Source organism: Streptomyces sp. NPDC050439, assembly GCF_040655335.1.
GTDB lineage: Bacteria > Actinomycetota > Actinomycetes > Streptomycetales > Streptomycetaceae > Streptomyces.
This window is the reverse complement of sequence record NZ_JBFAJT010000006.1, coordinates 373,956-398,179: the sequence shown is the minus strand read 5'-3', so window position 1 is coordinate 398,179 and position 24,224 is coordinate 373,956. Positions and strand designations below refer to the sequence as shown.

Genomic DNA, 24,224 nt, shown 5'->3' with positions numbered 1-24,224 from the left:
GTCGGTACGTCGCTCAAGTCGAGGTCCGATTGCAGAAAAATCCCGGCGCCGCACCTCAGATCGAGGTGCGGGCCGGGATTTTTCTGCGACTCAGCCCAGACGCAGGCCCAGACGAAGACCCGGGCGCACGCCCCCGCCCACGCCCTCGGCCACGCCCCGCCTCAGCGGCGAGCGGCTACTTGTCCGCGTCCCCCTTGCCGGACGCGACCGGCTTGCGGAGCTGGATGTTCAGTTCGCGCAGGCGGGACTCCTCCAGCTCCGACGGCGCGCCCATCATCAGGTCCTGGGCGTTGCCGTTGAGCGGGAAGGCGATCGTCTCGCGGATGTTCGGCTCGTCCGCGAGGAGCATCACGATGCGGTCGACGCCGGGGGCGATGCCGCCGTGCGGCGGGGCGCCGAGGCGGAAGGCGCGGAGCATGCCCGCGAACTCCCGCTCCACCGTCTCGGCCTCGTAGCCCGCGATCGCGAAGGCCTTCAGCATGACCTCGGGCTCGTGGTTACGGATCGCGCCGGAGGAGAGCTCGATGCCGTTGCAGACGATGTCGTACTGCCAGGCGAGGATGTCGAGCGGGTCCTTCTCCTCCAGGTCCTTCATGCCGCCCTGCGGCATCGAGAAGGGGTTGTGGGAGAAGTCGATCTTGCCGGTCTCCTCGTCCTTCTCGTACATCGGGAAGTCGACGATCCAGCAGAAGCGGAAGACGCCCTCCTCGAAGTGGCCGGCGCGCTTCGCGGCCTCGACGCGGACGGCGGACATGATCTTGGAGACCTCGTCGAACTCGCCCGCGCCGAAGAACACCGCGTGGCCGGGGGCCAGGGAGAGGCGCTTCGTGAGCTCCTCTACGTTCGCCTCCGTCAGGAACTTCGCGATCGGGCCCGTCAGCGAGCCGTCCTCGGCGACGCGCACCCAGGCGAGGCCCTTCGCGCCCTGCTCGACCGCATAGTCACCGAGGCCGTCGAAGAACTTGCGGGACTGCGACGCCGTGTCCGGGACCGGGAGGGCGCGGACGTGCTTGCCCGCGAACGCCTTGAACTCCGAGTCCGCGAAGATGTCCGTGATGTCGGTCAGTTCGAGCTTCGCGCGCAGGTCCGGCTTGTCGTTGCCGTACTTCAGCATCGACTCGCGGAACGGGATGCGGGGGAACGGGGACGTGACCTCGCGGCCGCCGCCGTACTCCGTGAAGATCTCCGTCATGAGCTTCTCGATGGGCTGGAAGACGTCTTCCTGCTCCACGAAGCTCATCTCGACGTCGAGCTGGTAGAACTCGCCCGGCGAGCGGTCGGCGCGCGCGTCCTCGTCGCGGAAGCAGGGCGCGATCTGGAAGTAGCGGTCGAAGCCCGAGATCATCAGCAGCTGCTTGAACTGCTGCGGGGCCTGGGGGAGCGCGTAGAACTTGCCCGGGTTCAGGCGGGACGGGACGACGAAGTCGCGGGCGCCCTCGGGGGACGTCGCGGCGAGGATCGGCGTCGCCATCTCGTTGAAGCCGAGGGCCACCATCTTGGAGCGGATGGAGGCGATCACGGACGAGCGCAGCATGATGTTGCGGTGCATGCGCTCGCGGCGCAGGTCGAGGAAGCGGTACTCCAGGCGCCGCTCCTCGTTCACGCCGTCGTCCGCGTTGATCGTGAAGGGGATCTGCTGGGCGGCACCGAGCACCTCGACCTCGGCGGCCTCGATCTCGATCTCGCCGGTGGGCAGCTCGGGGTTCACGTTCTCCGCGCCGCGCGAGACGACCTTGCCGTCGATGCGGACGACCGTCTCCTTGGAGAGCTTGTCGAGCGTCTCGGCGGCGGCCGTGCCGGGGCGGGCCACCAGCTGCGTGATGCCGTAGTGGTCGCGCAGATCGATGAAGAGGATGCCACCCAGGTCTCGGCGATTGTGCAGCCAGCCGCTCAGCCGGACGTCGGAGCCGACGTCAGAGGCGCGGAGCTCGCCGCAGGTGTGGGACCTGTACCGATGCATCTTCGTTCATCCAGTCTTCGCGAATAGGGGAGAGAGCAGACAAGCCTTAAGGCTACCGTCCGGGCGGAGATCGCTTTCCGGATTACTTCGGCGATCACCCGTGCAGGATCACCCGTGAAGGCCTCCCCGTCGTCTCCGGCGGTGGCGGCTTGTCCACCGATCTTCCTAAAGTGGGTCAATGCGCACCGACGATCCCTTGCAGCAGGCGGGGCAGGCCGGGGACGAGCCCCTGCCTCCCGTCCGGGACGTCCTTGCCGCCATCGCCACCGGCCTGTGGCGCTGGGACAACTCGGCGGGCACCGTGACGCTCGACGCCGAGGCGGCCCGGCTGCTCGGCCTTCCGCCGCACCCCCAGGCCCTCACCGAGGCCGGCGTGCGCTCCCGTTTCCACCCCGTCGACTGGAACGAGATCGACGGCATCGTCCAGCTCGCCGTCGCCGAGGGCACGCTCGCCGAGGCCCGCCTGCGGATCATGGACGACCAGGGGCGCGTGATCCGCATCGTGCGCAGCCGCTCCAAGCCGGTCGTGGACGAGGTCACGCATGCGTACGAGCTCATCGGCACCCTCCAGGAGGTCACCGAGCCCCCGCCGGGCGCCGCCGCCCGTACCCCCGTCACGGGCGACTGGCGGCGCTCCCGCGAGGCCTTCCTGCTCGACGCGGGGCGCGCGCTCGCCGAGGCGCGGTCCACCGAGGAAGTGCTGCGGGTCGCCAGCGGGCTCTCCATGCCGGGGTTCTCGCCGGACGGGCTCGGTGTCTTCGGGGTCGAGGGCGACCGGCTGAAGATCATCGGGCATTACGGGCATCAGCCGGGGGACGACCTGCCCTTCTCGGCGATGCCCCTGGACACGGACTACCCGGCCGCCGAGGTGGTCCGCACGGGCCGCGCGGTCTATCTGTCCTCCCCCGAGGAGTACCACCGCCGGTATCCCGCCACGTGGCCCCTTGCCCGCCCCTTCGACCGGCAGTCGTGGGCGTTCCTGCCGCTGACCGTCGCGGGCCGCACGATGGGCGCCTGGCTCGCGGCCTTCGCCTACCCCGTCTCGTTCACGCCGGACGAGCGCTCCGTCCTGACGACGGTGGCCCGGATGCTGGCCCAGGCCCTGTCGCGGGCCGGGGTCGCCGAGTCGGAGCGGGAGCTCACGGAGGGGCTGCAGCGCTCGATGCTGCCGCTGCTCGGGCCGCGCATCCCGGGGATGACGGTGGCCGCGCGGTATGTGCCCACCGGGGGCGGGCTCCAGGTGGGCGGCGACTGGTACGACATGATCCCGCTGCCCAGCGGCCGCATCGCCTTCGTCATCGGCGACGTACAGGGGCATGACGTGCGCGCGGCCGGGCTCATGGGCCAGCTGCGGATCGCCCTGCGCGCGTACGCCTCCGAGGGGCACCGTCCGGACGCCGTGCTCTCCCGGGCCACCCGCTTCCTCTCGGGGATCACGGACGGCATCACGATCGGCTCGGACGGCGACGCGGGCGGCGACCCCGCCGACCCGCGCTTCGCGACCTGCCTCTACGTGGAGGCCGACCCCGTTACCGGCATCCTGGAGATCGCCCGCGCGGGCCATCCGGAGCCGGCGATACGGATGAGCGACGGGACGGTCCTGCTGCGCCCCACGGCGGGCGGCCTGCCGCTCGGCATCGACCCGGACGCGGACTACCCCACGACCCGGCTCGTCCTGGAGGCCGGTGAGACGATGCTGATCTGCACCGACGGCCTCATCGAGACCGGCGGCCACGACCTGGACAGCGGCTGGACGAGAATCCGCAAGATCCTGGAGGAGCACGGGGGCGACGGGGACGACGACGGCCTCGAAGAGCTCGCCGACACCCTCGTACAGGCGGTGCACGGGCCTTCCTCGCATCACACCACGGGTCCCCTGGTTGACCGGCGCGAGGACGACATCGCGGTCCTGCTGCTTCGCAGGGCCGGCCACCCCGCCCATCGCACGCCCGCCCGGCGCACCGTCCTGACGGTCGCGCAGGCCGAGCCGGAGCGGATCGCGGGGGCGCGGCGCCATGTGCGGGAGCTGCTGCACGACTGGGCGGTCCCCGACCAGGTCGACTCGGCGGTCCTGATGGTCTCCGAGATGATCACGAACGTACTGGTGCACACGGACGGCGACGCGCTGCTCGTCGCCGAGGTCATCGGGGAGCCGGGCTCGCGGCGCCTGCGGGCCGAGGTCTCGGACGGCAGCGACGACCTGCCGCACAAGCGCCACCCCGGTGAACTGGCCTCGTCGGGGCGGGGGTTGGTCCTGATGGAGCTGCTCGCCGACGAGTGGGGGGTGGAGCCGCGGGGCGAGGGCAAGAGCATCTGGTTCGAGCTGTACGAGGGGGCCGCGGGCGACTGATCAGACGCGGGGTGGGTCGGCGCCCGCCTCCGTCGCCGCGTTCCGCTCGCGCAGCTCGGCGATCACCCCGAAGGCCGCCGCCGTGACGGGCACGGCAAGGAGCATCCCCAGGACTCCCGCCACGGACGCCCCCGCGGCGATGGCCAGCATGACGATGGCGGGGTGCATCTGCACGGTCCGCGACTGGATCACCGGCTGGAGCACGTGCCCCTCCAGGACCTGCACGGCGAGCACGACACCCAGCACCCACAGCGCGATGACGAAGCCCCGGTCGGCGAGCGCGACCAGGACGGCGACGGCGCCGGAGATGAAGGCACCCAGATAGGGGATGTAGGCGCCGATGAACACGAGCGCGCCGAGCCCCCACGCCCCGGGCACCCGCAGGATCAGGAGCCCGACGGTGATGCAGAGGGCGTCGATCAGGGCGATGAACGTGGTTCCGCGCATGAAGCCCTCGACGGCCTCGAAGGCGCGTCGCCCCATGGCCTCGACGGTGTCGGCGGTGCCGCGCGGCGCGAGCGAGCGCATGGACCCGAGGGCCCGGTCGGAGTCGCGCAGGAAGAAGAAGACGAGCAGCAGCGCGAGGACGGCCATGGCGATCATCTCGCCGACGACGCTGAGCCCGCTGATCACTCCGGACGCGGCGGACCCGCCGAACTTGCCGAACAGCTCCTTGGCGTTGGACGCCATGTCGTCCAGGGAGGTGCCCGCGGCGCCGAAGTGCTTCGAGAGGTCGGTGGCGGCCTGCTTCAGGGAGGCGACGATCTGGTCGCCGGTGTCGATGAGGGCCTTGACCACGATGTACATGGCGCCGCCCACGACCGCGACGACGGCCGCACAGGTGAGCCCGGCGGCCAGCGACCGCTGCACCTTCATCTTCAGGAGCCAGCGGTAGACGGGTCCCAGGAGGGCCGTGCCGAGGAGGGCGAGCAGCACCGGGGTCGCGGCGGTCTTGAAGGTGACGAAGAGCCAGATCGCCACGGCGGCCACGCCCGTGACGAGCAGAAGGACCACGCACCAGGCGGCGGTACGGCGTGCGGGCTCGGGCAGAAGGGTGCTCACCCTCCTACCCGAGCATGGGCCGCGTGGCCCCGCATGTCGTGTACGCCGAACAGCCGGTCGCTACATGCCGTGCACGGCGGGGACCGTGCCGAGCAGGCCCTTCTGGAAGTCCTCGAACGCCTGCTGGAGCTCGGCCTGACTGTTCATCACGAACGGTCCGTAGTGCGCCATCGGTTCACGGATCGGCTGTCCGCCGAGCAGCACGACCTCCAGGTCGGGGGTGTTCCCGTCCTGCTTCTCGTCCGCGCGGACGGTCAGCGAGCCACCGGCGCCGAAGACGGCCGTCTGGCCCATGTGGACCGGGCGGCGCTCGGCTCCGACCGTGCCTCGTCCGGCGAGGACGTACGCGAGGCCGTTGAAGTCCTCGCGCCAGGGCAGGGTGACCTCGGCGCCGGGGCGGACCGTCGCGTGGATCATCGTGATGGGCGTGTGCGTGATGCCGGGGCCCTGGTGTCCGTCGAGCTCACCGGCGATGACGCGCAGGAGCGCGCCGCCGTCGGGGGAGGTGAGGAGCTGGACCTGGCCGCCGCGGATGTCCTGGTAGCGGGGGTCCATCATCTTGTCCCGCGCGGGCAGGTTCACCCAGAGCTGGAGGCCGTGGAAGAGGCCGCCGGACTGGACGAGGGACTCCGGCGGCGCCTCGATGTGCAGGAGGCCGCTGCCCGCGGTCATCCACTGGGTGTCGCCGTTCTGGATGGTGCCGCCGCCACCGTTCGAGTCCTGGTGCACGAAGGTGCCGTCGATCAGGTACGTGACGGTCTCGAAGCCGCGGTGGGGGTGCCAGGGCGTGCCCTTGGGCTCGCCGGCTCCGTAGTCCACCTCACCCATCTGGTCCATCATGATGAACGGGTCGAGGTACTTGTAGTTGATCCCGGCGAACGCCCGGCGCACCGGGAAGCCCTCGCCCTCGAAACCGCTGGGCGCGGTCGTCACGGCGAGCACGGGGCGGGCCACGGCGTCGCCGGACGCGGCCACTCGGGGCAGGGTCAGCGGGTTCTCGACGGTCACAGCGGGCATGTCGGTGCCTCCTTCTTCGTACGCTCACTTTAGTTGAACGTAGAACTTCTTGCCACCGGGAACGCGGAACGCCCGGAGGGAATTCCCTCCGGGCGTCCGGGGTGGCCTGATTCCGCGGGCGGCGGCCGGCCGTCTGCGCAGCAATGGCGTCTAGCCATACATCCGGCGCATGGCGAAGTCGACCATCTGCTCGACGGCCTTGGCGTCGAAGACCATGCGGTGCTCGCCCTCCATGTCGAGGACGAAGCCGTAACCGGTGGGGAGGAGGTCGATGACCTCGGCGCCCGTGATCACGAAGTACTTGGACTCCTTGCCCGCGTACCGGCGCAGCTCCTTGAGGGAGGTGAACATCGGGATGACCGGCTGCTGGGTGTTGTGCAGGGCGAGGAAGCCCGGGTTGTCGCCACGCGGGCAGTAGACCTTCGAGGTGGCGAAGGCCTGCTGGAAGTCCTCGGCGGACATCGAGCCCGTGGTGAAGGCGCGCACCGCGTCCGCGAGGGACGGGGGCGACGGCTCGGGGTAGAGCGGAGGCTGCTGTGCGTACCCTTGCGCGCCGCCCGGCATCTGCTGCGGCGGTGGCTGGGCCCCGGGCGGGGCGTACTGCTGCTGGGCGCCTGGGCTCTGGTCGTAGCCGTACATGCCCGCAAGAGTACTGAGCCCGCACGAGGACTGAGTCACAGATGCCCTATTAGGGGTTGCTTCTTATTACTGGCGGGTAGCATCATCGTAGCTACTTGCTGGTACTGATCCTGTTGATCCCTTTCTGCTTACGGAGCCGTCGCCATGGGGCACTACAAGTCGAATCTCCGCGACATCGAGTTCAACCTCTTCGAGGTGCTCGGCCGCGACAAGCTGTACGGCACCGGCCCGTTCGCCGAGATGGACGTCGACACCGCCAAGAGCATCCTCGAGGAGCTGCGCCGCCTCGCCGAGAACGAGCTGGCCGAGTCCTTCGAGGACGCCGACCGCAACCCGCCGGTCTTCGACCCGGCCACCAACACCGCTCCCGTACCGGCGTCCTTCAAGAAGAGCTACCAGGCCTTCATGGACTCCGAGTACTGGCGCCTGGGCCTGCCCGAGGGCATCGGCGGCACGACCGCGCCCCGCTCCCTGATCTGGGGTTACGCGGAGCTGCTGCTCGGCGCCAACCCGGCCGTGTGGATGTACTCCTCCGGTCCGGCGTTCGCGGGCATCCTGCACGACGAGGGCAACGAGGCGCAGAAGAAGATCGCCGCGATCGCCGTCGAGAAGCAGTGGGGCTCGACGATGGTCCTGACCGAGCCGGACGCCGGTTCGGACGTGGGCGCGGGCCGCACGAAGGCGACTCTGCAGGAGGACGGCTCCTGGCACATCGAGGGCGTGAAGCGCTTCATCACGTCCGGTGAGCACGACATGTCGGAGAACATCCTCCACTACGTCCTCGCCCGCCCCGAGGGCCACGGCCCCGGCACGAAGGGCCTCTCGCTCTTCCTGGTCCCGAAGTACGAGTTCGACTGGGAGACCGGCGAGCTCGGCGAGCGCAACGGCGTGTACGCGACGAACGTCGAGCACAAGATGGGCCTCAAGGCGTCCAACACGTGCGAGATGACGTTCGGCGACCAGCACCCCGCCAAGGGCTGGCTGATCGGCGACAAGCACGACGGCATCCGCCAGATGTTCATGATCATCGAGTTCGCCCGCATGATGGTCGGCACGAAGGCCATCGCGACGCTCTCGACGGGTTACCTGAACGCCCTGGAGTACGCCAAGGAGCGCGTGCAGGGCCCGGACCTGGCCCAGTTCATGGACAAGACGGCGCCGAAGGTGACGATCACCCACCACCCCGATGTGCGCCGCTCCCTCATGACGCAGAAGGCGTACGCGGAGGGCATGCGCGCCCTGGTGCTGCACACCGCGGCCGTCCAGGACGACATCCAGATCAAGGAGGCGGCGGGCGAGGACGCGTCGGCGCTGATCGCCCTGAACGACCTCCTGCTCCCGATCGTCAAGGGCTACGGCTCGGAGAAGTCGTACGAGCAGCTGGCGCAGTCGCTCCAGACGTTCGGCGGCTCGGGGTACCTCCAGGAGTACCCCATCGAGCAGTACATCCGTGACGCCAAGATCGACACCCTCTACGAGGGCACGACGGCCATCCAGGGCCAGGACTACTTCTTCCGGAAGATCGTCCGCAACCAGGGTGCCGCCCTCAACGGCCTCGCCGAGGAGATCAAGAAGTTCCTCGCGGTCGGCACGGGCGGTGACACGCTGGCCGGGGCCCGCGAGGAGCTGGCCAAGGCCGCGGTCGACCTCGAGGCCATCGTCGGCGTCATGCTGACGGACCTCGCGGGCACCGAGCAGGACGTGAAGTCCATCTACAAGGTCGGCCTCAACACGACCCGCCTCCTGATGGTCTCGGGCGACGTGGTCGTCGGCTACCTGCTGCTGCGTGGCGCGGCGGTGGCGGCCGAAAAGCTGGCGACGGCCTCCGCGAAGGACAAGCCCTTCTACGAGGGCAAGATCGCTGCGGCCAAGTTCTTCGCCGCGAACGTCCTGCCGGGCGTCGCGACCGAGCGGAAGCTCTCGGAGGGCGTGGCACTGGACCTGATGGAACTGGACGAGTCGGCGTTCTGATCTGACCTCCGCGACGCTTTGCTGTGGCCCGCTCCCGGAATCCGGGGGGCGGGCCGCTGCCGTTTCCGGCCGCCCGCTTCGCGGCACAGACCATGGGGCGGGCCGCTGCCGTTTCCGGCTGCCCGCTCCGACCTGCCGCTTCGCGGCGCCGACTTTGGGGCCGGGCCACCTCCGTTCACCACCGGCAGTCCCGACCCGCCGCTTCGCGGCACAGACCATGGGGGCAGGCCACCTCCGCTCACCACCGGCAGCCCCGACCCGCCGCTCCGCGGCGCAGACCATGGGGGCGGGCCACCTCCCCTCTCCACCGGCAGTCCCGGATCGCCGCTTCGCGGCGCAGACTTTCCCGCCCACCCACCCGATCACCCCGCGTCATCCAGGGACCGGTCAGGGCAGGATGCCGGGCAATCGGGCGGGTGGGCGGGAGAGATCCGGCGCGAAGCGGCGGGCCAGGCCCGGACGGAGGCGCGGACGAAGGCCGGTCAGGACAGGACGCCGGGTAAACGGGCGGGTGGGCGGGAAAAATCCGGCGCGAAGCGGCGTGGTAGGCGCGGACGAAGGCCGGTCAGGGCAGGACGCCGGGTAAACGGGTGGGTGGGCGGGAGAAATCCGGCGCGAAGCGGCGGGGCAGGCCCGGCAGGTGACGCGGCGGTACACGTCCCCCGGATACGGGCAGATCCGGTACAGAACCTCCCGGAAACGGGCCCCCGCGCCCGGGGGAAACCGCTAGCTAGGCTGGAAGCCATGAGCACACCTGCCCGCTTCGACCGCGGCCACTCCGACGACCTGCTGACCTTCCTCGCGGCAAGCCCCTCGCCGTACCACGCCGTGGCATCCGCCGCGGAGCGGCTGGAGAAGGCCGGTTTCCGGCAGGTCGAGGAGACCGACGCCTGGGACGGATCGACCGGCGGGAAGTACGTGCAGCGCGGCGGCGCGATCGTGGCCTGGTTCGTGCCCGAAGGGGCATCGGCGCACACCCCGTACCGCGTCGTCGGGGCCCACACCGACTCACCGAACCTCCGCGTGAAGCCGAAGCCGGACGCCGGCGCGCACGGCTGGCGGCAGGTCGCCGTCGAGATCTACGGCGGTCCGCTGCTCAACTCCTGGCTCGACCGCGACCTCGGCCTCGCGGGCAGGCTCTCCCTGCGGGACGGCTCGACGCGCCTGGTGAACATCGACCGGCCGCTCCTGAGGGTGCCGCAGCTGGCCATCCACATGGACCGCGGCGTCGTCGCCGACGGCCTCAAGCTCGACAAGCAGAAGCACATGCAGCCCATCTGGGGCCTGGGCGACGACGTCCACGAGGGCGACCTCATCGGCTTCCTGGAGGAAGAGGCGGGGCTCGCCCCCGGCGACGTCACCGGCTGGGACCTGATGACGCACCCCATCGAGGCACCCGCATACCTCGGCCGCGACCGCGACCTCATCGCGGGCCCGCGGATGGACAACCTCCTGTCCGTGCACGCCTGTACGGCGGCGCTCGCCGCCGTCGCCACGGCGGACGGCGCCGACTCCCTGCCGTACATCCCCGTGTTCGCCGCCTTCGACCACGAGGAGAACGGCTCCCAGTCCGACACGGGCGCGGACGGCCCGCTGCTCGGAAGCGTCCTCGAACGCTCCGTCTTCGCCCGCGGCGGCACGTACGAGGACAGGGCCCGCGCCTTCGCCGGCACGGTCTGCCTCTCCTCCGACACGGGCCACGCCGTGCACCCCAACTACGCGGAGCGGCACGACCCGACGCACCACCCGCGCGCCAACGGCGGCCCGATCCTCAAGGTCAACGTCAACAACCGGTACGCCACGGACGGCGCGGGCCGTGCCGTGTTCGCCGCCGCCTGCGACAAGGCCGGCGTGCCCTTCCAGAGCTTCGTCTCGAACAACGCGATGCCCTGCGGCACCACCATCGGGCCGATCACCGCGGCCCGGCACGGCATCAAGACCGTCGACATCGGCGTCGCGATCCTCTCCATGCACAGCGTGCGCGAGCTGTGCGGCGCCGACGACCCGCATCTTCTCGCCAACGCGCTGGTGGCCTTCCTCGAAGGCTGAAGCCGCGTGGCCGAAGGCTGAAGTCGCGTGACCGAAGGCTGAACCAGCAGAACTGAAGGCCGTTTTCCGCTTATCCGTGTGTCCGTGCCGGGTCCGGGTACCCGGGTGCCCTGCCACGACTTAGGGAGGCGGTCCTCATGGGCCTGGGCGGATGCATCATTCTGATCGCCGCGGGCGCCATCCTCGCGTTCGCCACCGACTGGGAGATGGAAGGCATCAACCTCACCGTCACCGGTCTGATCATGATGGCTGTGGGCGTGATCGGCGTCGCCGCGTTCACCAACGCTCGTCGCAAGACGGTCGTGCCCCCGGGCGCGACCGTGGTCGAGACGGACAACGACCACCACCACCGCTACTGACGGCCGCCCCGCTCGCGGGCCGACGTTTTCAGCCGCTCCTCGTCGCCGGGCCCGGTGGCCACCTTCGTGGCCGCCGGGCCCGGCGATACTCTTGGGCCTTGTTCGAATCATGAGGCGAGGCGCGAGGCGCGGGCACGAAGCGCAAGCGCGGCAGAGGAGTTGAGGCCAGGTGGAGTTCCAGCTGCTCGGACCGGTGAGCGTCGCCGGAGGCAGCGGACCCGTCCCCCTCGGCCCGGCCAAGCGCCGCAGCCTGCTCGCGGCGCTGCTGCTGCGGGCGGGCACGCCGGTCTCGGTGGACGCCCTGACCGAGACCCTGTGGGACGGCGAACCGCCGCTGCACGCACGCACCGTCATCCAGGGCCACATCTCCCGGCTGCGCGCCCTGCTCGTCGAGGCGGGCCTGGACGCGTACGGCGTGGAGCTCGCCACCCAGGGCGGTGCGTACGCCCTTCAGTTCCCGGAGACCTTGCTCGACGTCAGCCGCTTCGAGGACCTCGTCAAACTGGCCGGCCGACAGCGGGAGCCCTCGGACACGGCGCTGATGCTGCGCGAGGCGCTCGCGCTGTGGAACGGGCCCGCGCTGACCGGCACCGTCGCCACGGAGCCGATGCTGGCCGCCGCGCGGGGCCTGGAGGAGAGCCGCCTCGTCACCGTCGAGCAGCTCGCCGAGGCGTACGGAAAGCTCGGCTCGCACGGCCAGGCCGTGGGGCTGCTGCGCGCGGAGTCGGTCCAGCACCCGCTGCGGGAGGCCCTGGTGGCGGCCCTGATGCGGGCCCTTCAGCGGTGCGGCAGGCAGTCCGAGGCGCTGGAGTTCTACCACCGGACGCGCGAACTCCTCGCCGAGGAGCTGGGGGTGGACCCCGGCAAGAAGCTGCGCCGGGCGTACGAGGAGATCCTCAACGGCGAGCCCGACACCGGCGCCCACCCGATGCTGGGCGCCCCGCCGCCGCGTCGGCGCGGGCGGTACGACATGGGCCTCGGGGGCGGCGGTGCTGCTCCCGCCGCCGCATCCGCCGGCTCCCGTGGGGCGGGGGGCTCTCCTGGACCGGCCGCCCCTGCCACCTCCGCCGCATCCGCCCCACCCGCCGGGCCTCCCGCCGCCGTCGCGGGAAGCCGGGCCGCGCTGGACGCGGGGACGGGCCCGGCCGGTCAGGGTCAGGGCCGGGGGCCCGCGGCCGGGCGGACGCAGCCCGCGGCGCCGGGAGCCGGTGCCCAGGACGCGGGGGTCGCCGCAGCCGTCACTTCCGGCACCTCCGCCCCCGACGCCCCGGCGGACGGGCCCCTGCCGGGCAACGCGATCCCCCGCCTGCTGCCCCGCGCGCCGCGCGCCTTCGCCGCCCGCGAGGAGGAGCTCGCCGCCCTGGAGACCGTGCTCGCCGAGGAGACGGAGGCGCCGATCGTCCTGCTCACCGGTCCCGCGGGCGTGGGCAAGACCGCCCTCGTCCTGCAGTGGGCGCACCACCACCCGGACCCGCAGCCGGAGGGCCACCTCTTCGCCGACCTGCGCGGTTTCAGCGGCGGCGACCCCGCCCACCCCGAGCGCGTCCTGCGGGAGTTCCTCCTCGCCCTGGGCGTGCGGCAGCAGGACGTGCCGGGCGGCATCGAACCGGCGGCGGCCCTCTACCGCTCGCTCCTCGCCGAACGGCGCATCGTCGTCGTACTCGACAACGCCCACGACTCCGCCCAGGTCCGCCCGCTCCTGCCCGGCGCGCCCCACTGCACCACCCTCATCACCAGCCGCAACCGCCTCGACGGCCTCGTCGCGTCGGACTGCGCGCGCCCCGTGCCGATCGGCGCGCTCAGCGAGCGCGACGGCGCCGAGCTGTTCCTGCGCGCCCTCGGGCAGAGCGCCGGCCCGGACACCGACTCCGAGGACGTACGCCGGATCGCCCGCCTCTGCGACGGCCTCCCGCTCGCCCTGCGCACCGCGGCCGCCCGGCTCATCGGGCGCCCCCAGCGTTCCGTGGCCGGCCTGGCCGCCGAACTCGCCGACGAGGAGCAGCGGCTGGCCCTGCTCTCCGCCGAGGACACCGGTGTCGCGGCCGCGCTGCGCACCTCGGTGGCCCAACTGCCGGGCAGCGACTCCTGGTTGCTCGCCGCGCTGGCCCGCGCCTCCACCCCGGACGTGGACGCGCACCGGGCCGCCGACCTCGCGGGGGTGAACGTGTCCGCCGCCCGCGAGGGACTCGACCGCCTTGCAGCGGCGCACCTGGTCCAGGAGGAGGGCGCGGGGCGCTACGTCCTGCCCGATCTGGTGCGGCTCTTCGCCCGCGGTCTGGACGGCTCCGCGACCACGACGTTCCGCAGGCCCCGTCCCGAGGAGCTGCGGCGGCCAACGAGTCATTAGCCAGGTGTTAGCGGAACGCCAGTGGCGGGCGGCAGGCTCAGTGGAGCAAGCCCGAGCGACCACCAATCACGGGGGAGTCACCGCCATGCGCACCACCGCTCGCACCACGCGTGCCGCGCTCGCCGTCGCGGCGCTCGCCGCACTCTCCCTCTCGCTCACGGCCTGCTACGGCGACAGCGGGAGCGCCGAGGGGAGAGCGGACGGGGCCCGGAGCGGAAGCGGCGGCGACGGAGCGTCCGGCGCGGGCAAGGCGTCGGCCACCGCGTCCGGCGGCCCGGAATCGGAATCCCCCGCTCCGGCCGCCGACGGCGACTGCACGCCGCGCACCGCGGAGATCAGCATGGAGGACACCGGCGGCACCGCACCCGTCGTCCTGCTCAAGATCACCAACAACGGCGGCAAGGCCTGCGCGGTCCTCGGCGCCCCCCTCGTCAGCGACCCGACGGCGGGCAAGAACCTCCCGGTGGCCCAGAAAACCCGCCCGAGGTCGGTCGTCCGCCTCGCGCCGGACCGGTCCGCCTACGCCGCGGTCAACCTCGCGAGCATCGACGCCGAAAGGACCCACCGCTCAAAGAAGCTCGGCGTCACGCTCGTCACCAAGGGCGGCAAGGCCACGGACGGCCACGTCACGGTGAACTCCCCCGGCGCGGCGGGCCTGCTGCTCGACGCGGGCTCGCGCGTCACGTACTGGCAGAACAACCTTGAGGACGCCATGTCGTAAGGACGACGGCATGCCGCGACGCCTTCGCGTCCTCCCCTGATCCACAGCCGGTCTGTGTCCCACTTTCCCCCGAGTGGCACGGGCCGGCTGTGTCATGCCCGCCACGGGGTAGGCATCGCCGCATGAAACTTCTCGTACGCGACCGGCTGCTCGGCATCGGTGACGACTACTGGATCGAGGACGACCAGGGCCAGAAGGTCTTCCTCGTCGACGGCAAGGCGATGCGCCTGCGCGAGACCTTCGAGCTGAAGGACATGGAGGGCCGCGTCCTCATCGACATCCACGCCAAGATGCTGTCGCTGCGCGACACCATGGTGATCGAGAGGGGCGACGAACCGCTGGCCACGGTCAAGCGCAAACGCCTCTCGCTCCTGCGCAACCACTACCGCGTGGACCTGGTCGACGGCACCGAGCTCGACGTGAGCGGCAAGATCCTGGACCGCGAGTTCGCCATCGAGTACGACGGCGAACTCCTGGCCGACATCTCCCGGCGCTGGTTCCGGGTCCGCGACACGTACGGCCTGCAGATCGTCCGGGACGACGCCGACGCGTCCCTCCTCCTTGCCGTCGCGGTCTGCGTGATCCGCCTGGCCGAGAAGGAGAGGGGCGACGACGACTGAGCGGGCCGGACGACCGAACGGGCCTGACGCGGCCTCAGCGCCGCGGGGCGTCCATTCCGAGGAGCCGGTCCTTCAGCGCGGGGAACTGCTCGCGCGTGGCCGCGACCTTCGCCGGGTCGAGCTCGACGGTGAGGATCTCCTCGCCGTCCCCCGCCTCGGCGAGCACCTCGCCCCACGGGTCGACGACGATGCTGTGCCCGGCCTGCGGAACTCCCGCGTGCGTGCCGCCCGTTCCGCACGCGAGGACGAACGCCTGGTCCTCGACCGCCCGCGCCCGTGCGAGCAGCGTCCAGTGCTCACGCCGCCGCGCGGGCCAGCCCGCGGGGACGACGAACATCTCGGCGCCCGCGTCGACGAGCCCCCTGAAGAGCTCGGGGAAGCGCAGGTCGTAACAGGTGGCGAGCCCGATCGTGGTCTCGGACGTGCGCACGGCGACCAGTTCGCCGCCCGCGCCCATCAGGACGGCCTCGCCCTTGTCGAAGCCGAACCGGTGGATCTTCCGGTACGAGGCGGCGAGTTCGCCCTCGGGCGAGAAGACGAGCGAGGTGTTGTAGAGGTCCCCCGAGGCGTCCCGCTCCGGAATGGACCCCGCGTGCAGCCAGACGCCCGCGTCGCTAGCGGTCTTGGCCATCGCTTCGTACGTGGGCCCTTCCAGCGGCTCCGCCTCGCTCGCGAACGACTCGTACGCGAAAGCGCCCGTGGTCCACAGTTCGGGAAGAACGACGAGATCCGGCCGCTCACGCCCGGCTACCTCACGCACCAGTGAAGAGACCCGCGAGCGGCGGGAATTGACCGATTCGCCCTCGTCTACGGCGATCTGGATGAGGGAGGCGCGCACACTACCACCGTCCTGGCATTCGAGCCGTCAATGCAGGCCTACGATCGTCACACGAAAGCACTGCCGGGGTGCCTGCGGGCAGCGTAACTTAGCGTCCCAGACACCCACCGCCCGCGTACGACCGTCGAGGGGTCCCGTGAGTCTCCATCCCAGCCTGCAAACCTACGCCGACGCCTGGACCCAATCCGTATCAGCCATATCCGAGCTGGTGTCACCGCTCGCCGAGGGAGAGTGGAACTGGGCCACGCCCTGCCCCGGCTGGTCGGTGCGGGATGTCGTCTCCCACGTCATAGGCCTGGACTGCGAGATGCTGGGCGACCCGCGTCCCATCCACACCCTGCCCCGCGACCTCTACCACGTGAAGACCGAGGGCCAGCGGTACATGGAGGTGCAGGTCGACGTCCGGCGCCACCACACCGCGCCCGAGATGACCTCCGAGCTGGAGTACACGATCATCCGCCGCTCACGGCAGCTGCGGAACGAGTCGCGTGACCCCTCCCACAAGATCCGTGGGCCGCTCGGCACCGAGCAGACCCTCGAACTGGCCATGCGCATGCGGGCGTTCGACGTCTGGGTGCACGAGCAGGATCTGCGTACGACGCTGAAGAAGCCCGGCGACCTGGACTCCCAGGGGGCGTTGGTGGCGCGGGACCTCCTGTTGCAGGGGCTGCCCAAGGTCGTCGCCAAGAAGGCCGCGGCCCCGGCGAACTCCGCGGTCGTCTTCGACGTGAGCGGCCCCGTCGAGTTCCTGCGCACGGTCCGCGTCGACGCCGACGGCCACGCCACGGTCGACAGCGCCCCCTCGCTCGGCCCGCTCGCCACGCTGAGCCTGGACTGGGAGACGTACTTCCGCCTGGCGTGCGGCCGCGTCACGCACGCCTCGGTGGCCGACCGGATCAAGGTCGAGGGCGATCACGGCCTGGGCGAGGCGATCCTGCGGGAGTTCGCGGTCACACCGTAGGCATCTGCCGCCGCCCCTGAGTGGTCGGACGGGTACATGGGCTCAGACGGGTACATGGACCGCCTCGACGCGGCTGGCGACCAGACGCTCCTTCTCCCTGCGCACCGCGCGCGTCCGCAGCCGCAGGATCTGGCTGAGGCCCACCGCCTCAACGACGAAGACGGCCGAGAAGGCGATCCGGTAGTTGTCGCCGGTCGCGTCCAGGAGCACGCCGATGGCGAGGAGCGTCGTCATGGAGGCGACGAAGCCGCCCATGTTGACGATGCCGGAGGCGGTGCCCTGGCGCTCCGGCGGGTTCGCGGGCCGCGCGAAGTCGAAGCCGATCATGGATGCGGGGCCGCAGGCGCCGAGCACCGTGCACAGCGCGATGAGCAGCCCCATCGGGGCGTGGTCGCCCGGGTAGTGGATGGTGACCGCCCACATCGCCGCCGTCGCCGCGACGGTGCCGATGGCCAGGGGGGTGCGGGCCGCGTGGTGCCGGGCGACGATCTGCCCGTAGACCAAACCCACCACCATGTTGGACAGCACGACGAGGGTGAGCAGCGCCCCGGCCGTCCCGCGCGTGAGCCCCTGCGCCTCGACGAGGAACGGCAGGCCCCACAGGAGCAGGAAGACCATCGCGGGGAACTGCGTGGTGAAGTGCACCCACAGGCCGAGCCGGGTGCCGGGCTCGCGCCAGCTCAGGGCGATCTGCTTGCGCACGAAGGCGCCGCCGGTGTGCCGCACCGGCTCCGGCTCGTGCCCCTCGGGGTGGTCCTTGAGGAACAGCGTCATCAGGACGAGGACGACGACTCCGCAGAGCGCGCTGCCCGCGAAGGCCGCGGTCCAGCCGACGGAGTGCAGGAGCCGGGCGAGGACGAGGGTGGAGACGAGGTTGCCCGCCATGCCGACCAGGCCGGCGAGCTGGGCGACCAGCGGGCCGCGCCGGGCGGGGAACCAGCGGGTGCCCAGGCGCAGGACGCTGATGAAGGTCAGCGCGTCACCGCAGCCGAGCAGCGCGCGGGACGCGAGCGCCATGCCGTACGAGGGGGAGAAGGCGAAGCCGAGCTGGCCGAGCGTGAACAGCACGACCCCGATGGTCAGCACGCGCTTGGTGCCGAGCCGGTCGACCATCAGGCCGACGGGTATCTGCATGCCCGCGTAGACGAGCAGCTGAAGGATCGAGAAGGTCGAGAGCGCGGACGCGTTGACGTGGAACCGGTCGGCGGCATCGAGCCCGGCGACGCCGAGCGAGGTCCGGAAGATGACGGCGACGAAGTAGACGGCGACACCGATCCCCCAGACGAGCATGGCCTTCTTGCCGCCGGGGGGATCGCCGGGGAGGGAGAGGGGGGCGGAGGCCGCACTCATCGGGAGAACCTCCGGGCTGCCGAGGGGCTCCTACGGGGCTGGTGTGCTGCGGAGTTTCGGGTGGGTGGGCGGGAAAAACGCCGCGAAGCGGCAAAAGAAGAACCCCCACCGACGGACGGCGACCCGTCAAAGCGCACCGTCACCGAACCTCACCCCGAGCAAGATTCTGGAACCACCCGACATGCCGGGTGACCACGGCAACCGCCCCGTCCGCGTCGCCGCAACGCAACGCCTCAAGAATCTCCTCGTGCTCGGCGAGCGTCTTGGCGATCCGGTCGGGATGGGAGTGCATCACGGCGACGCCCATCCGCAGCTGCCGGTCACGAAGCTGGTCGTACAGCCGGGCGAGGATCTCGTTCCCCCCGCTCCGCACGATCTCGGCATGAAAGCACCGGTCGGTGACGGCGGCGGCGGAAAGATCCCCGGCGGCGGCCTGCTCCCGCTGCTGGGCCAGCAGTTCCTCAAGGCGGGCGATCAACGCCGAAGGCGCGGGCACCGCCTTGCGCACCGAGTGCGTCTCGACCAGGAGCCGCGTCTCGACGACATCGGCGATCTCCTGCACGGAGACCGGCAGGACCAGCGCGCCCTTCTTCGGGTAGAGCCGAAGGAGCCCCTCCACCTCCAGCTTCAGGAGGGCCTCGCGCACCGGGGTGCGGGACACCCCGACGGCCTCGGCGAGCTCACCTTCGGTGAGCAGCGTGCCGCCCTCGTACCGGCGGTCGAGCACGCCCTGCTTGACGTGCGCGTACACGCGCTCGGCCGCGGGCGGCTGCTTCAGGGTCTGCGTCTTCGTGGCGTGAGCCTGCGGGGCTCGGGAGGGGGACGAGGCGGGTGCGACTGGCATGCGCACAGCATAGATACAACACGTACCCATGAGGTCGTCCATTCCACGATCCGGACATCACCCACATCACCCTTAATTGACGGCGTTCAGGCGCATCCATTTGCCTCTCTCGTGTGTCTCACTATCGAGCGGCACCCTCATGTGGCCGCATTCCAGGGGCATTTGGAGCATTCAACTTGAACACCCCCATTAAGGGCATTCGACGCGTATCGGCCGTAATCGTCACCGCGGGTGCGGTCATCGCGGGCGGAGCCCTCACGACCCCGGCCCATGCGGCCGCACTGCCCAAGCCGTCGATCGCCGCCAAGGGCGGCTTCGTCATGAACAACGGCACGGGCAAGACGCTCTTCACCAAGGCCGCGGACACCCGCCGTTCGACGGGCTCGACCACCAAGATCATGACGGCGAAGGTGGTGCTCTCGCAGACGAACCTGAACCTCAACTCCAAGGTCAAGGTCGAAAAGGCCTACAGCGACTACATCGTCAGGAACACCGCCTCGTCCGCCCGGCTGATCGTCGGCGACAAGGTCACCGTCCGCCAGCTCCTCTACGGCCTGATGCTGCCGTCCGGCTGTGACGCGGCGTACGCACTCGCGGACAAATTCGGCAAGGGCTCCACCCGCTCCGCCCGCGTGAAGTCGTTCATCGGCAAGATGAACGCGCAGGCCAGGAGCCTCGGCATGACGAACACGCACTTCGACTCGTTCGACGGCATCGGCAACGGAAGCAACTACTCCACGCCCCGCGACCTGACGAAGCTCGCCAGCAGCGCGATGAAGAGCTCCACGTTCCGTACGGTCGTGAAGACGAAGTCGACGAAGCAGAAGGTCACCACGAAGAGCGGCGGCTACCGCTACATGTCGTGGTCGAACACGAACACCCTGCTCGGCAGCTACAGCGGCGCGATCGGCGTGAAGACCGGCTCCGGCCCGCAGGCCAAGTACTGCCTGGTCTTCGCCGCGACGCGCAACGGCAAGACGGTCATCGGCACGGTCCTCACCTCGACCTCGTCGACCAACCGCACGAAGGACGCGAAGAAGCTGATGGACTACGGCTTCAAGAAGTAGGTTCTCGCCGGACTCACGTCGAAGGGGGCCCGCCGCGCACAACGCGGCGGGCCCCCTTCGACGTACTTGCTGACGTACTGCTGACGTACTGCTGTCGTACTCCCGGGTCTACGCCCAGGTCATGAGCCGCTTGGGCTGCTCCAGGATCGCCGCCACATCGGCGAGCACCTTGGAGCCGAGCTCGCCGTCGACCAGGCGGTGGTCGAAGGAGAGCGCGAGCGTCGTCACCTGGCGCGGCTTGACCTTGCCCTTGTGGACCCAGGGCTGGAGCTTGATCGAACCGACCGCGAGGATCGCGGACTCGCCGGGGTTCAGGATCGGCGTGCCGGTGTCGACGCCGAAGACGCCGACGTTCGTGATCGTGACCGTGCCGCCCTGCATCGCGGCCGGCGACGTCTTGCCCTCGCGAGCCGTGGACACCAACTCGCCGAGGGACTCAGCCAGTTCGGGCAGCGTCTTGGCCTGCGCGTCCTTGATGTTCGGCACGATCAGGCCGCGCGGGGTGGCCGCGGCGATGCCCAGATTCACATAGTGCTTCTGGACGATCTCCTGGTTCGCCTCGTCCCAGGCCGCGTTGACGTCCGGGTTGCGCCGGATCGCCACGAGCAGCGCCTTGGAGATGAGCAGGAGCGGGTTCACGCGCAGGCCCGCGAACGCCTTGTCCTGCTTCAACTCCTCGACCAGCTTCATCGTCCGCGTCACGTCCACCGTCACGAACTCCGTGACGTGCGGTGCCGTGAAGGCCGAGCCGACCATGGCCTGGGCGATGGCCTTGCGCACGCCCTTGACGGGGATACGGGTCTCGCGGGCACCCGCACCGGCCGTGGCCGCGACTTCGGCGGCGGGAGCGGAGGTCTCGGCAGGCGCCTGCTCCGGCGCGGGCGCCTGGGCGGAGGCGGTGGCCGGGGCGGAGGCCGGGGCCACCGCAGCGTGCACGTCCTCGCGCGTGATGATCCCGTCGGGGCCCGACGGGACGATGGCCGTGAGGTCAACTCCCAGGTCCTTGGCGAGCTTGCGCACCGGCGGCTTCGCCAGCGGCCTGCTGCCCGCGGGGGCGGCGGGCGCTGCGGCGGCTGCCGCACCGGAGCCGTTCAGCTCGGCCTGGACCGCTGCCGCGTAGTACGTCCCCGCGGCCTCCGCCTGCTCCGAAGCGGCCTTGCGCGCCCGGCGCTTCGTCGAGGACTCGGCGACCCCGTAACCCACGAGCACAGGCTGCCGGCCCTCGGGAGCGGCCTCCTCGGCAGGAGCTTCCGCGGCGGGGGCTTCCCCGGCGGGAGCTTCCTGAGCCGGGGCTGCGGCCTCAGCGGGCGCGGCGAGGGCCTCAGCGGGTGCGCTTCCGGCGCCTCCGCCGGACACGTCCACCGAGATGATCACCTGGCCGACATCGACCGTGGTGCCCTCGGGAAAGCGCAGTTCGCTCACCACACCGTTGAACGGGATGGGGAGTTCGACGGCGGCCTTGGCCGTCTCGACCTCGCACACCACCTGCCCGTCGGTGACCGTGTCACCGGGAGCGACGAACCACTTGAGGATCTCTGCCTCGGTGAGCCCTTCGCCCACGTCGGGCATCTTGAACTCGGCGAGCGCGGCACTTGTCATCGTCGTCACGACCCTCTCCCTCAGTACGCCAGCGAGCGGTCGACAGTGTCGAGCACCCGGTCGAGGCCCGGCAGGTACTCCTCTTCCAACCGCGCCGGCGGATACGGCGCGTGGAAGCCGCCGACCCGCAGCACGGGAGCCTCGAGGTGGTAGAAGCACCGCTCGGTGATGCGCGCCGCGATCTCCGCGCCCGCACCCAGGAAGACGGGGGCCTCGTGGACCACGACGAGCCGCCGCGTCTTCTCGACCGAGGCCTGCACCGCGTCGAAGTCCATCGGCGACATGGAGCGCAGGTCCACGACCTCGAGGGACTTGCCCTCTTCGGCGGCGGCCGCCGCTGCCTCCAGACAGACCTTCACCATCGGGCCGTACGCGACGAGCGTCAGGTCCGTGCCCTCGCGGGCGACCCGGGCCTTGTGCAGCGGCGCCGGGATGGCGTCCGTGTCGACCTCGCCCTTGTCCCAGTAACGCCGCTTCGGCTCGAAGAAGATCACCGGGTCGTCGCTCTGGATGGCCTGCTGCATCATCCAGTAGGCGTCGGACGAGTTCGACGGCGAGACGACCTTGAGGCCCGCCACGTGCGCGAACAGCGCCTCGGGCGACTCGCTGTGGTGCTCGACGGCGCCGATGCCGCCGCCGTACGGAATGCGGATGACGACCGGCATCTTGATCTTGCCGAGCGCGCGAGCGTGCATCTTCGCGAGCTGCGTGACGATCTGGTCGTACGCCGGGAAGACGAAGCCGTCGAACTGGATCTCCACCACCGGGCGGTAGCCCCGCAGGGCCAGGCCGATGGCCGTGCCGACGATGCCCGACTCGGCGAGCGGGGTGTCGATGACACGGTCCTCGCCGAAGTCCTTCTGCAGCCCGTCCGTGACACGGAAGACGCCGCCGAGCTTGCCGACGTCCTCGCCCATGATGAGGACCTTGGGGTCGGTGTCGAGCGCCGTACGCAGCGATTCGTTGATCGCCTTGGCAAGGGGAAGCTTCTGTACGCCCATGGTCACTTACCGCCCTCTTCGGCGAAGGACGCCTGGTAGGCGGCGAACTGCGCGCGCTCCTCGTCGACCAGCGCATGCCCGTCCGCATACGCGTTCTCGAAGATCGCCATCAGATCCGGATCCGGCATCGCCCGCACCACCTCTCGCACTCGCTTTCCCAACGCTTCGCTCTCCGCCTCGAGTTCCGCGAAAAATCCCTCATCAGCGTGACCCTCGGCCTCGAGATAGGTCCGCAGGCGCAGGATCGGGTCCTTGGCCTCCCAGGCCTCACGCTCGTCGTCGTTGCGGTACTTGGTCGGGTCGTCGGACGTGGTGTGCGCGCCCATGCGGTAGGTGAACGCCTCGATGAGCGCCGGACCCTCGCCCGTACGCGCCCTCTCCAGGGCCCACTTGGTGACGGCGAGCACGGCGAGCACGTCGTTGCCGTCGACCCGCACACCAGGGAAGCCGAAGCCCTGCGCGCGCTGGTAGAGCGGCACCCGGGTCTGCTTCTCGGTGGGCTCGGAGATCGCCCACTGGTTGTTCTGGCAGAAGAACACCACGGGCGCGTTGTAGACCGCGGAGAAGGTGAACGCCTCGGCGACGTCGCCCTGGCTGGAGGCGCCGTCCCCGAAGTACGCGATCACGGCCGAGTCCGCGCCGTCCTTGGCCACGCCCATCGCGTAGCCGGTGGCGTGCAGGGTCTGCGAGCCGATGACGATCGTGTAGAGGTGGAAGTTGTTGGTGTTCGGGTCCCAGCCGCCGTTGTTGACGCCGCGGAACATGCCGAGCAGGTTCGTCGGGTCCACCCCGCGGCACCACGCGACACCGTGCTCGCGGTAGGTGGGGAAGACGTAGTCGTCGTCGCGGGTGGCCCGGCCGGAGCCGATCTGGGCGGCTTCCTGGCCGAGCAGCGACGCCCACAGGCCCAGCTCGCCCTGGCGCTGCAGGGAGGTGGCCTCGGCGTCGAAGCGGCGGGTGAGGACCATGTCGCGGTACAGGGCGCGCAGCTCGTCGGCGGTGATGTCCGCGACGTAGGCGTCGTACTCGGAATTCTTGACCCGCTTGCCCTCAGGGGTCAGCAGCTGAATCAGCTGGGGTTCCGTGCTCCCCGCGCTCCCCGTGCTCTTCTTCGGCGCGGCCTTCTTGGCGCTGGCGCGCTTCCCGCCGCTGGTCGTGCTGCGGCGCGGTGTGCGCGCGGCGGTGCTCTCCACGGTCACGTGTGCTCCTCCGTCGGTCCGGCCCCCGGGATTACCGGGTAAGCCAGTGCGGCTCGCCTGATCCGTGCCCGCGCACGGGGTGGGTGCGACTCGGCCGGGAACAGGCGTGACAGGTGCCCCGGCGAGCGCCCTGCACAATGCACGTTACCCAGTGCTTCCCATTTCTGTGAAACCCCATCTGACCTGCGAATTTGCTTGGATTTCCAAGTATCTGACTGCTTGGATTACCGAGTAAATCCAGAAAGTCGGGAACAGTTCCTGGTCACAGCA

Annotated in this window: 19 protein-coding genes; 9 read left to right on the top strand and 10 right to left on the bottom strand. The window is 70.5% G+C overall.

Going from position 1 to position 24,224, the window contains the following annotated elements; translation table 11 throughout:
- Positions 1-175: 175 nt before the first annotated feature.
- Positions 176-1,960 carry an aspartate--tRNA ligase gene (gene aspS, locus AB0I66_RS26335; protein WP_363210402.1) on the bottom strand — a complete coding sequence of 595 codons (1,785 nt, stop codon included), beginning with the start codon at positions 1,958-1,960 and terminating at the stop codon, positions 176-178.
- 178 nt (positions 1,961-2,138) lie between these two features.
- On the opposite strand from aspS, the gene AB0I66_RS26330 reads away from it, so the two are divergent.
- Positions 2,139-4,310, top strand: coding sequence for a SpoIIE family protein phosphatase (locus tag AB0I66_RS26330; RefSeq protein WP_363210401.1), 2,172 nt, complete (start codon positions 2,139-2,141; stop codon positions 4,308-4,310).
- On the opposite strand, the gene AB0I66_RS26325 is transcribed toward AB0I66_RS26330, so the two are convergent.
- From AB0I66_RS26325 to AB0I66_RS26315, 3 genes are all read right to left on the bottom strand, one after another.
- On the bottom strand, positions 4,311-5,372 hold the full coding sequence (locus AB0I66_RS26325; RefSeq protein WP_363210400.1) for an AI-2E family transporter: 1,062 nt from the start codon (positions 5,370-5,372) through the stop codon (positions 4,311-4,313).
- 60 nt (positions 5,373-5,432) lie between these two features.
- The gene (locus AB0I66_RS26320; protein ID WP_363210399.1) at positions 5,433-6,389 is read right to left on the bottom strand and encodes a pirin family protein; all 957 of its coding nucleotides are present in this window, start codon (positions 6,387-6,389) and stop codon (positions 5,433-5,435) included.
- 150 nt (positions 6,390-6,539) lie between these two features.
- On the bottom strand, positions 6,540-7,028 hold the full coding sequence (locus AB0I66_RS26315; protein ID WP_363210398.1) for an SseB family protein: 489 nt from the start codon (positions 7,026-7,028) through the stop codon (positions 6,540-6,542).
- Positions 7,029-7,172: 144 nt separating this feature from the next.
- Here AB0I66_RS26315 and AB0I66_RS26310 point away from each other — a divergent pair, with 144 nt between their 5' ends.
- From AB0I66_RS26310 to AB0I66_RS26285, 6 genes are all read left to right on the top strand, one after another.
- The gene (locus AB0I66_RS26310) at positions 7,173-8,999 is read left to right on the top strand and encodes an acyl-CoA dehydrogenase (RefSeq protein WP_363210397.1); all 1,827 of its coding nucleotides are present in this window, start codon (positions 7,173-7,175) and stop codon (positions 8,997-8,999) included.
- Between the two features lie 744 nt (positions 9,000-9,743).
- Entirely contained in the window at positions 9,744-11,048 is a 1,305-nt protein-coding gene (locus tag AB0I66_RS26305; RefSeq protein WP_363210396.1) for a M18 family aminopeptidase, read from the top strand.
- A 137-nt stretch (positions 11,049-11,185) separates the two neighbouring features.
- Positions 11,186-11,407, top strand: coding sequence for a DUF6458 family protein (locus AB0I66_RS26300; protein ID WP_363210395.1), 222 nt, complete (start codon positions 11,186-11,188; stop codon positions 11,405-11,407).
- A gap of 169 nt (positions 11,408-11,576) precedes the next feature.
- Positions 11,577-13,754, top strand: a complete 2,178-nt coding sequence (locus tag AB0I66_RS26295) for a BTAD domain-containing putative transcriptional regulator (RefSeq protein WP_363210394.1) — start codon at positions 11,577-11,579, stop codon at positions 13,752-13,754.
- 85 nt (positions 13,755-13,839) lie between these two features.
- Positions 13,840-14,475: a DUF4232 domain-containing protein gene (locus tag AB0I66_RS26290; RefSeq protein ID WP_363210393.1), complete on the top strand. Its 636-nt coding sequence runs from the start codon at positions 13,840-13,842 to the stop codon at positions 14,473-14,475.
- A gap of 122 nt (positions 14,476-14,597) precedes the next feature.
- Positions 14,598-15,095, top strand: a complete 498-nt coding sequence (locus AB0I66_RS26285; RefSeq protein ID WP_363210392.1) for an LURP-one-related family protein — start codon at positions 14,598-14,600, stop codon at positions 15,093-15,095.
- Positions 15,096-15,129: 34 nt separating this feature from the next.
- Here the strand turns inward: AB0I66_RS26285 and AB0I66_RS26280 are convergent, their stop codons facing one another.
- Positions 15,130-15,933, bottom strand: a complete 804-nt coding sequence (locus AB0I66_RS26280; RefSeq protein ID WP_363210391.1) for a carbon-nitrogen family hydrolase — start codon at positions 15,931-15,933, stop codon at positions 15,130-15,132.
- Positions 15,934-16,069: 136 nt separating this feature from the next.
- On the opposite strand from AB0I66_RS26280, the gene AB0I66_RS26275 reads away from it, so the two are divergent.
- Positions 16,070-16,894 (top strand): maleylpyruvate isomerase family mycothiol-dependent enzyme, encoded by an 825-nt coding sequence (locus AB0I66_RS26275; RefSeq protein ID WP_363210390.1) that lies wholly within the window; start codon positions 16,070-16,072, stop codon positions 16,892-16,894.
- Between the two features lie 42 nt (positions 16,895-16,936).
- Here AB0I66_RS26275 and AB0I66_RS26270 read toward each other — a convergent pair whose 3' ends face one another.
- On the bottom strand, positions 16,937-18,244 hold the full coding sequence (locus AB0I66_RS26270; protein WP_363210389.1) for an MFS transporter: 1,308 nt from the start codon (positions 18,242-18,244) through the stop codon (positions 16,937-16,939).
- A gap of 139 nt (positions 18,245-18,383) precedes the next feature.
- A complete protein-coding gene (locus AB0I66_RS26265; RefSeq protein ID WP_363210388.1) occupies positions 18,384-19,088 on the bottom strand; it encodes a GntR family transcriptional regulator in 705 nt (234 codons plus the stop codon).
- Between the two features lie 176 nt (positions 19,089-19,264).
- On the opposite strand from AB0I66_RS26265, the gene AB0I66_RS26260 reads away from it, so the two are divergent.
- Positions 19,265-20,155 carry a D-alanyl-D-alanine carboxypeptidase gene (locus tag AB0I66_RS26260; protein ID WP_363210387.1) on the top strand — a complete coding sequence of 297 codons (891 nt, stop codon included), beginning with the start codon at positions 19,265-19,267 and terminating at the stop codon, positions 20,153-20,155.
- Between the two features lie 108 nt (positions 20,156-20,263).
- On the opposite strand, the gene AB0I66_RS26255 is transcribed toward AB0I66_RS26260, so the two are convergent.
- From AB0I66_RS26255 to pdhA, 3 genes are read right to left on the bottom strand one after another with little or no spacing between them, the layout of a single operon-like run.
- Positions 20,264-21,763 carry a dihydrolipoamide acetyltransferase family protein gene (locus AB0I66_RS26255; protein WP_363210386.1) on the bottom strand — a complete coding sequence of 500 codons (1,500 nt, stop codon included), beginning with the start codon at positions 21,761-21,763 and terminating at the stop codon, positions 20,264-20,266.
- An 11-nt stretch (positions 21,764-21,774) separates the two neighbouring features.
- On the bottom strand, positions 21,775-22,755 hold the full coding sequence (locus AB0I66_RS26250) for an alpha-ketoacid dehydrogenase subunit beta (protein WP_363210673.1): 981 nt from the start codon (positions 22,753-22,755) through the stop codon (positions 21,775-21,777).
- A gap of 2 nt (positions 22,756-22,757) precedes the next feature.
- Positions 22,758-23,954 carry a pyruvate dehydrogenase (acetyl-transferring) E1 component subunit alpha gene (gene pdhA, locus AB0I66_RS26245; RefSeq protein WP_363210385.1) on the bottom strand — a complete coding sequence of 399 codons (1,197 nt, stop codon included), beginning with the start codon at positions 23,952-23,954 and terminating at the stop codon, positions 22,758-22,760.
- Positions 23,955-24,224 lie beyond the last annotated feature (270 nt).

Excerpts from the sequence above, each read along its gene's own strand:
- aspS (WP_363210402.1), bottom strand. The coding sequence starts at position 1,960 with ATGCATCGGTACAGGTCCCACACCTGCGGCGAGCTCCGCGCCTCTGAC.
- AB0I66_RS26330 (WP_363210401.1), top strand. The coding sequence starts at position 2,139 with ATGCGCACCGACGATCCCTTGCAGCAGGCGGGGCAGGCCGGGGACGAG.
- AB0I66_RS26320 (WP_363210399.1), bottom strand. The coding sequence starts at position 6,389 with ATGCCCGCTGTGACCGTCGAGAACCCGCTGACCCTGCCCCGAGTGGCC.
- AB0I66_RS26315 (WP_363210398.1), bottom strand. The coding sequence starts at position 7,028 with ATGTACGGCTACGACCAGAGCCCAGGCGCCCAGCAGCAGTACGCCCCG.
- AB0I66_RS26310 (WP_363210397.1), top strand. The coding sequence starts at position 7,173 with ATGGGGCACTACAAGTCGAATCTCCGCGACATCGAGTTCAACCTCTTC.
- AB0I66_RS26305 (WP_363210396.1), top strand. The coding sequence starts at position 9,744 with ATGAGCACACCTGCCCGCTTCGACCGCGGCCACTCCGACGACCTGCTG.
- AB0I66_RS26300 (WP_363210395.1), top strand. The coding sequence starts at position 11,186 with ATGGGCCTGGGCGGATGCATCATTCTGATCGCCGCGGGCGCCATCCTC.
- AB0I66_RS26290 (WP_363210393.1), top strand. The coding sequence starts at position 13,840 with ATGCGCACCACCGCTCGCACCACGCGTGCCGCGCTCGCCGTCGCGGCG.
- AB0I66_RS26285 (WP_363210392.1), top strand. The coding sequence starts at position 14,598 with ATGAAACTTCTCGTACGCGACCGGCTGCTCGGCATCGGTGACGACTAC.
- AB0I66_RS26270 (WP_363210389.1), bottom strand. The coding sequence starts at position 18,244 with ATGAGTGCGGCCTCCGCCCCCCTCTCCCTCCCCGGCGATCCCCCCGGC.
- AB0I66_RS26265 (WP_363210388.1), bottom strand. The coding sequence starts at position 19,088 with ATGCCAGTCGCACCCGCCTCGTCCCCCTCCCGAGCCCCGCAGGCTCAC.
- AB0I66_RS26250 (WP_363210673.1), bottom strand. The coding sequence starts at position 22,755 with ATGGGCGTACAGAAGCTTCCCCTTGCCAAGGCGATCAACGAATCGCTG.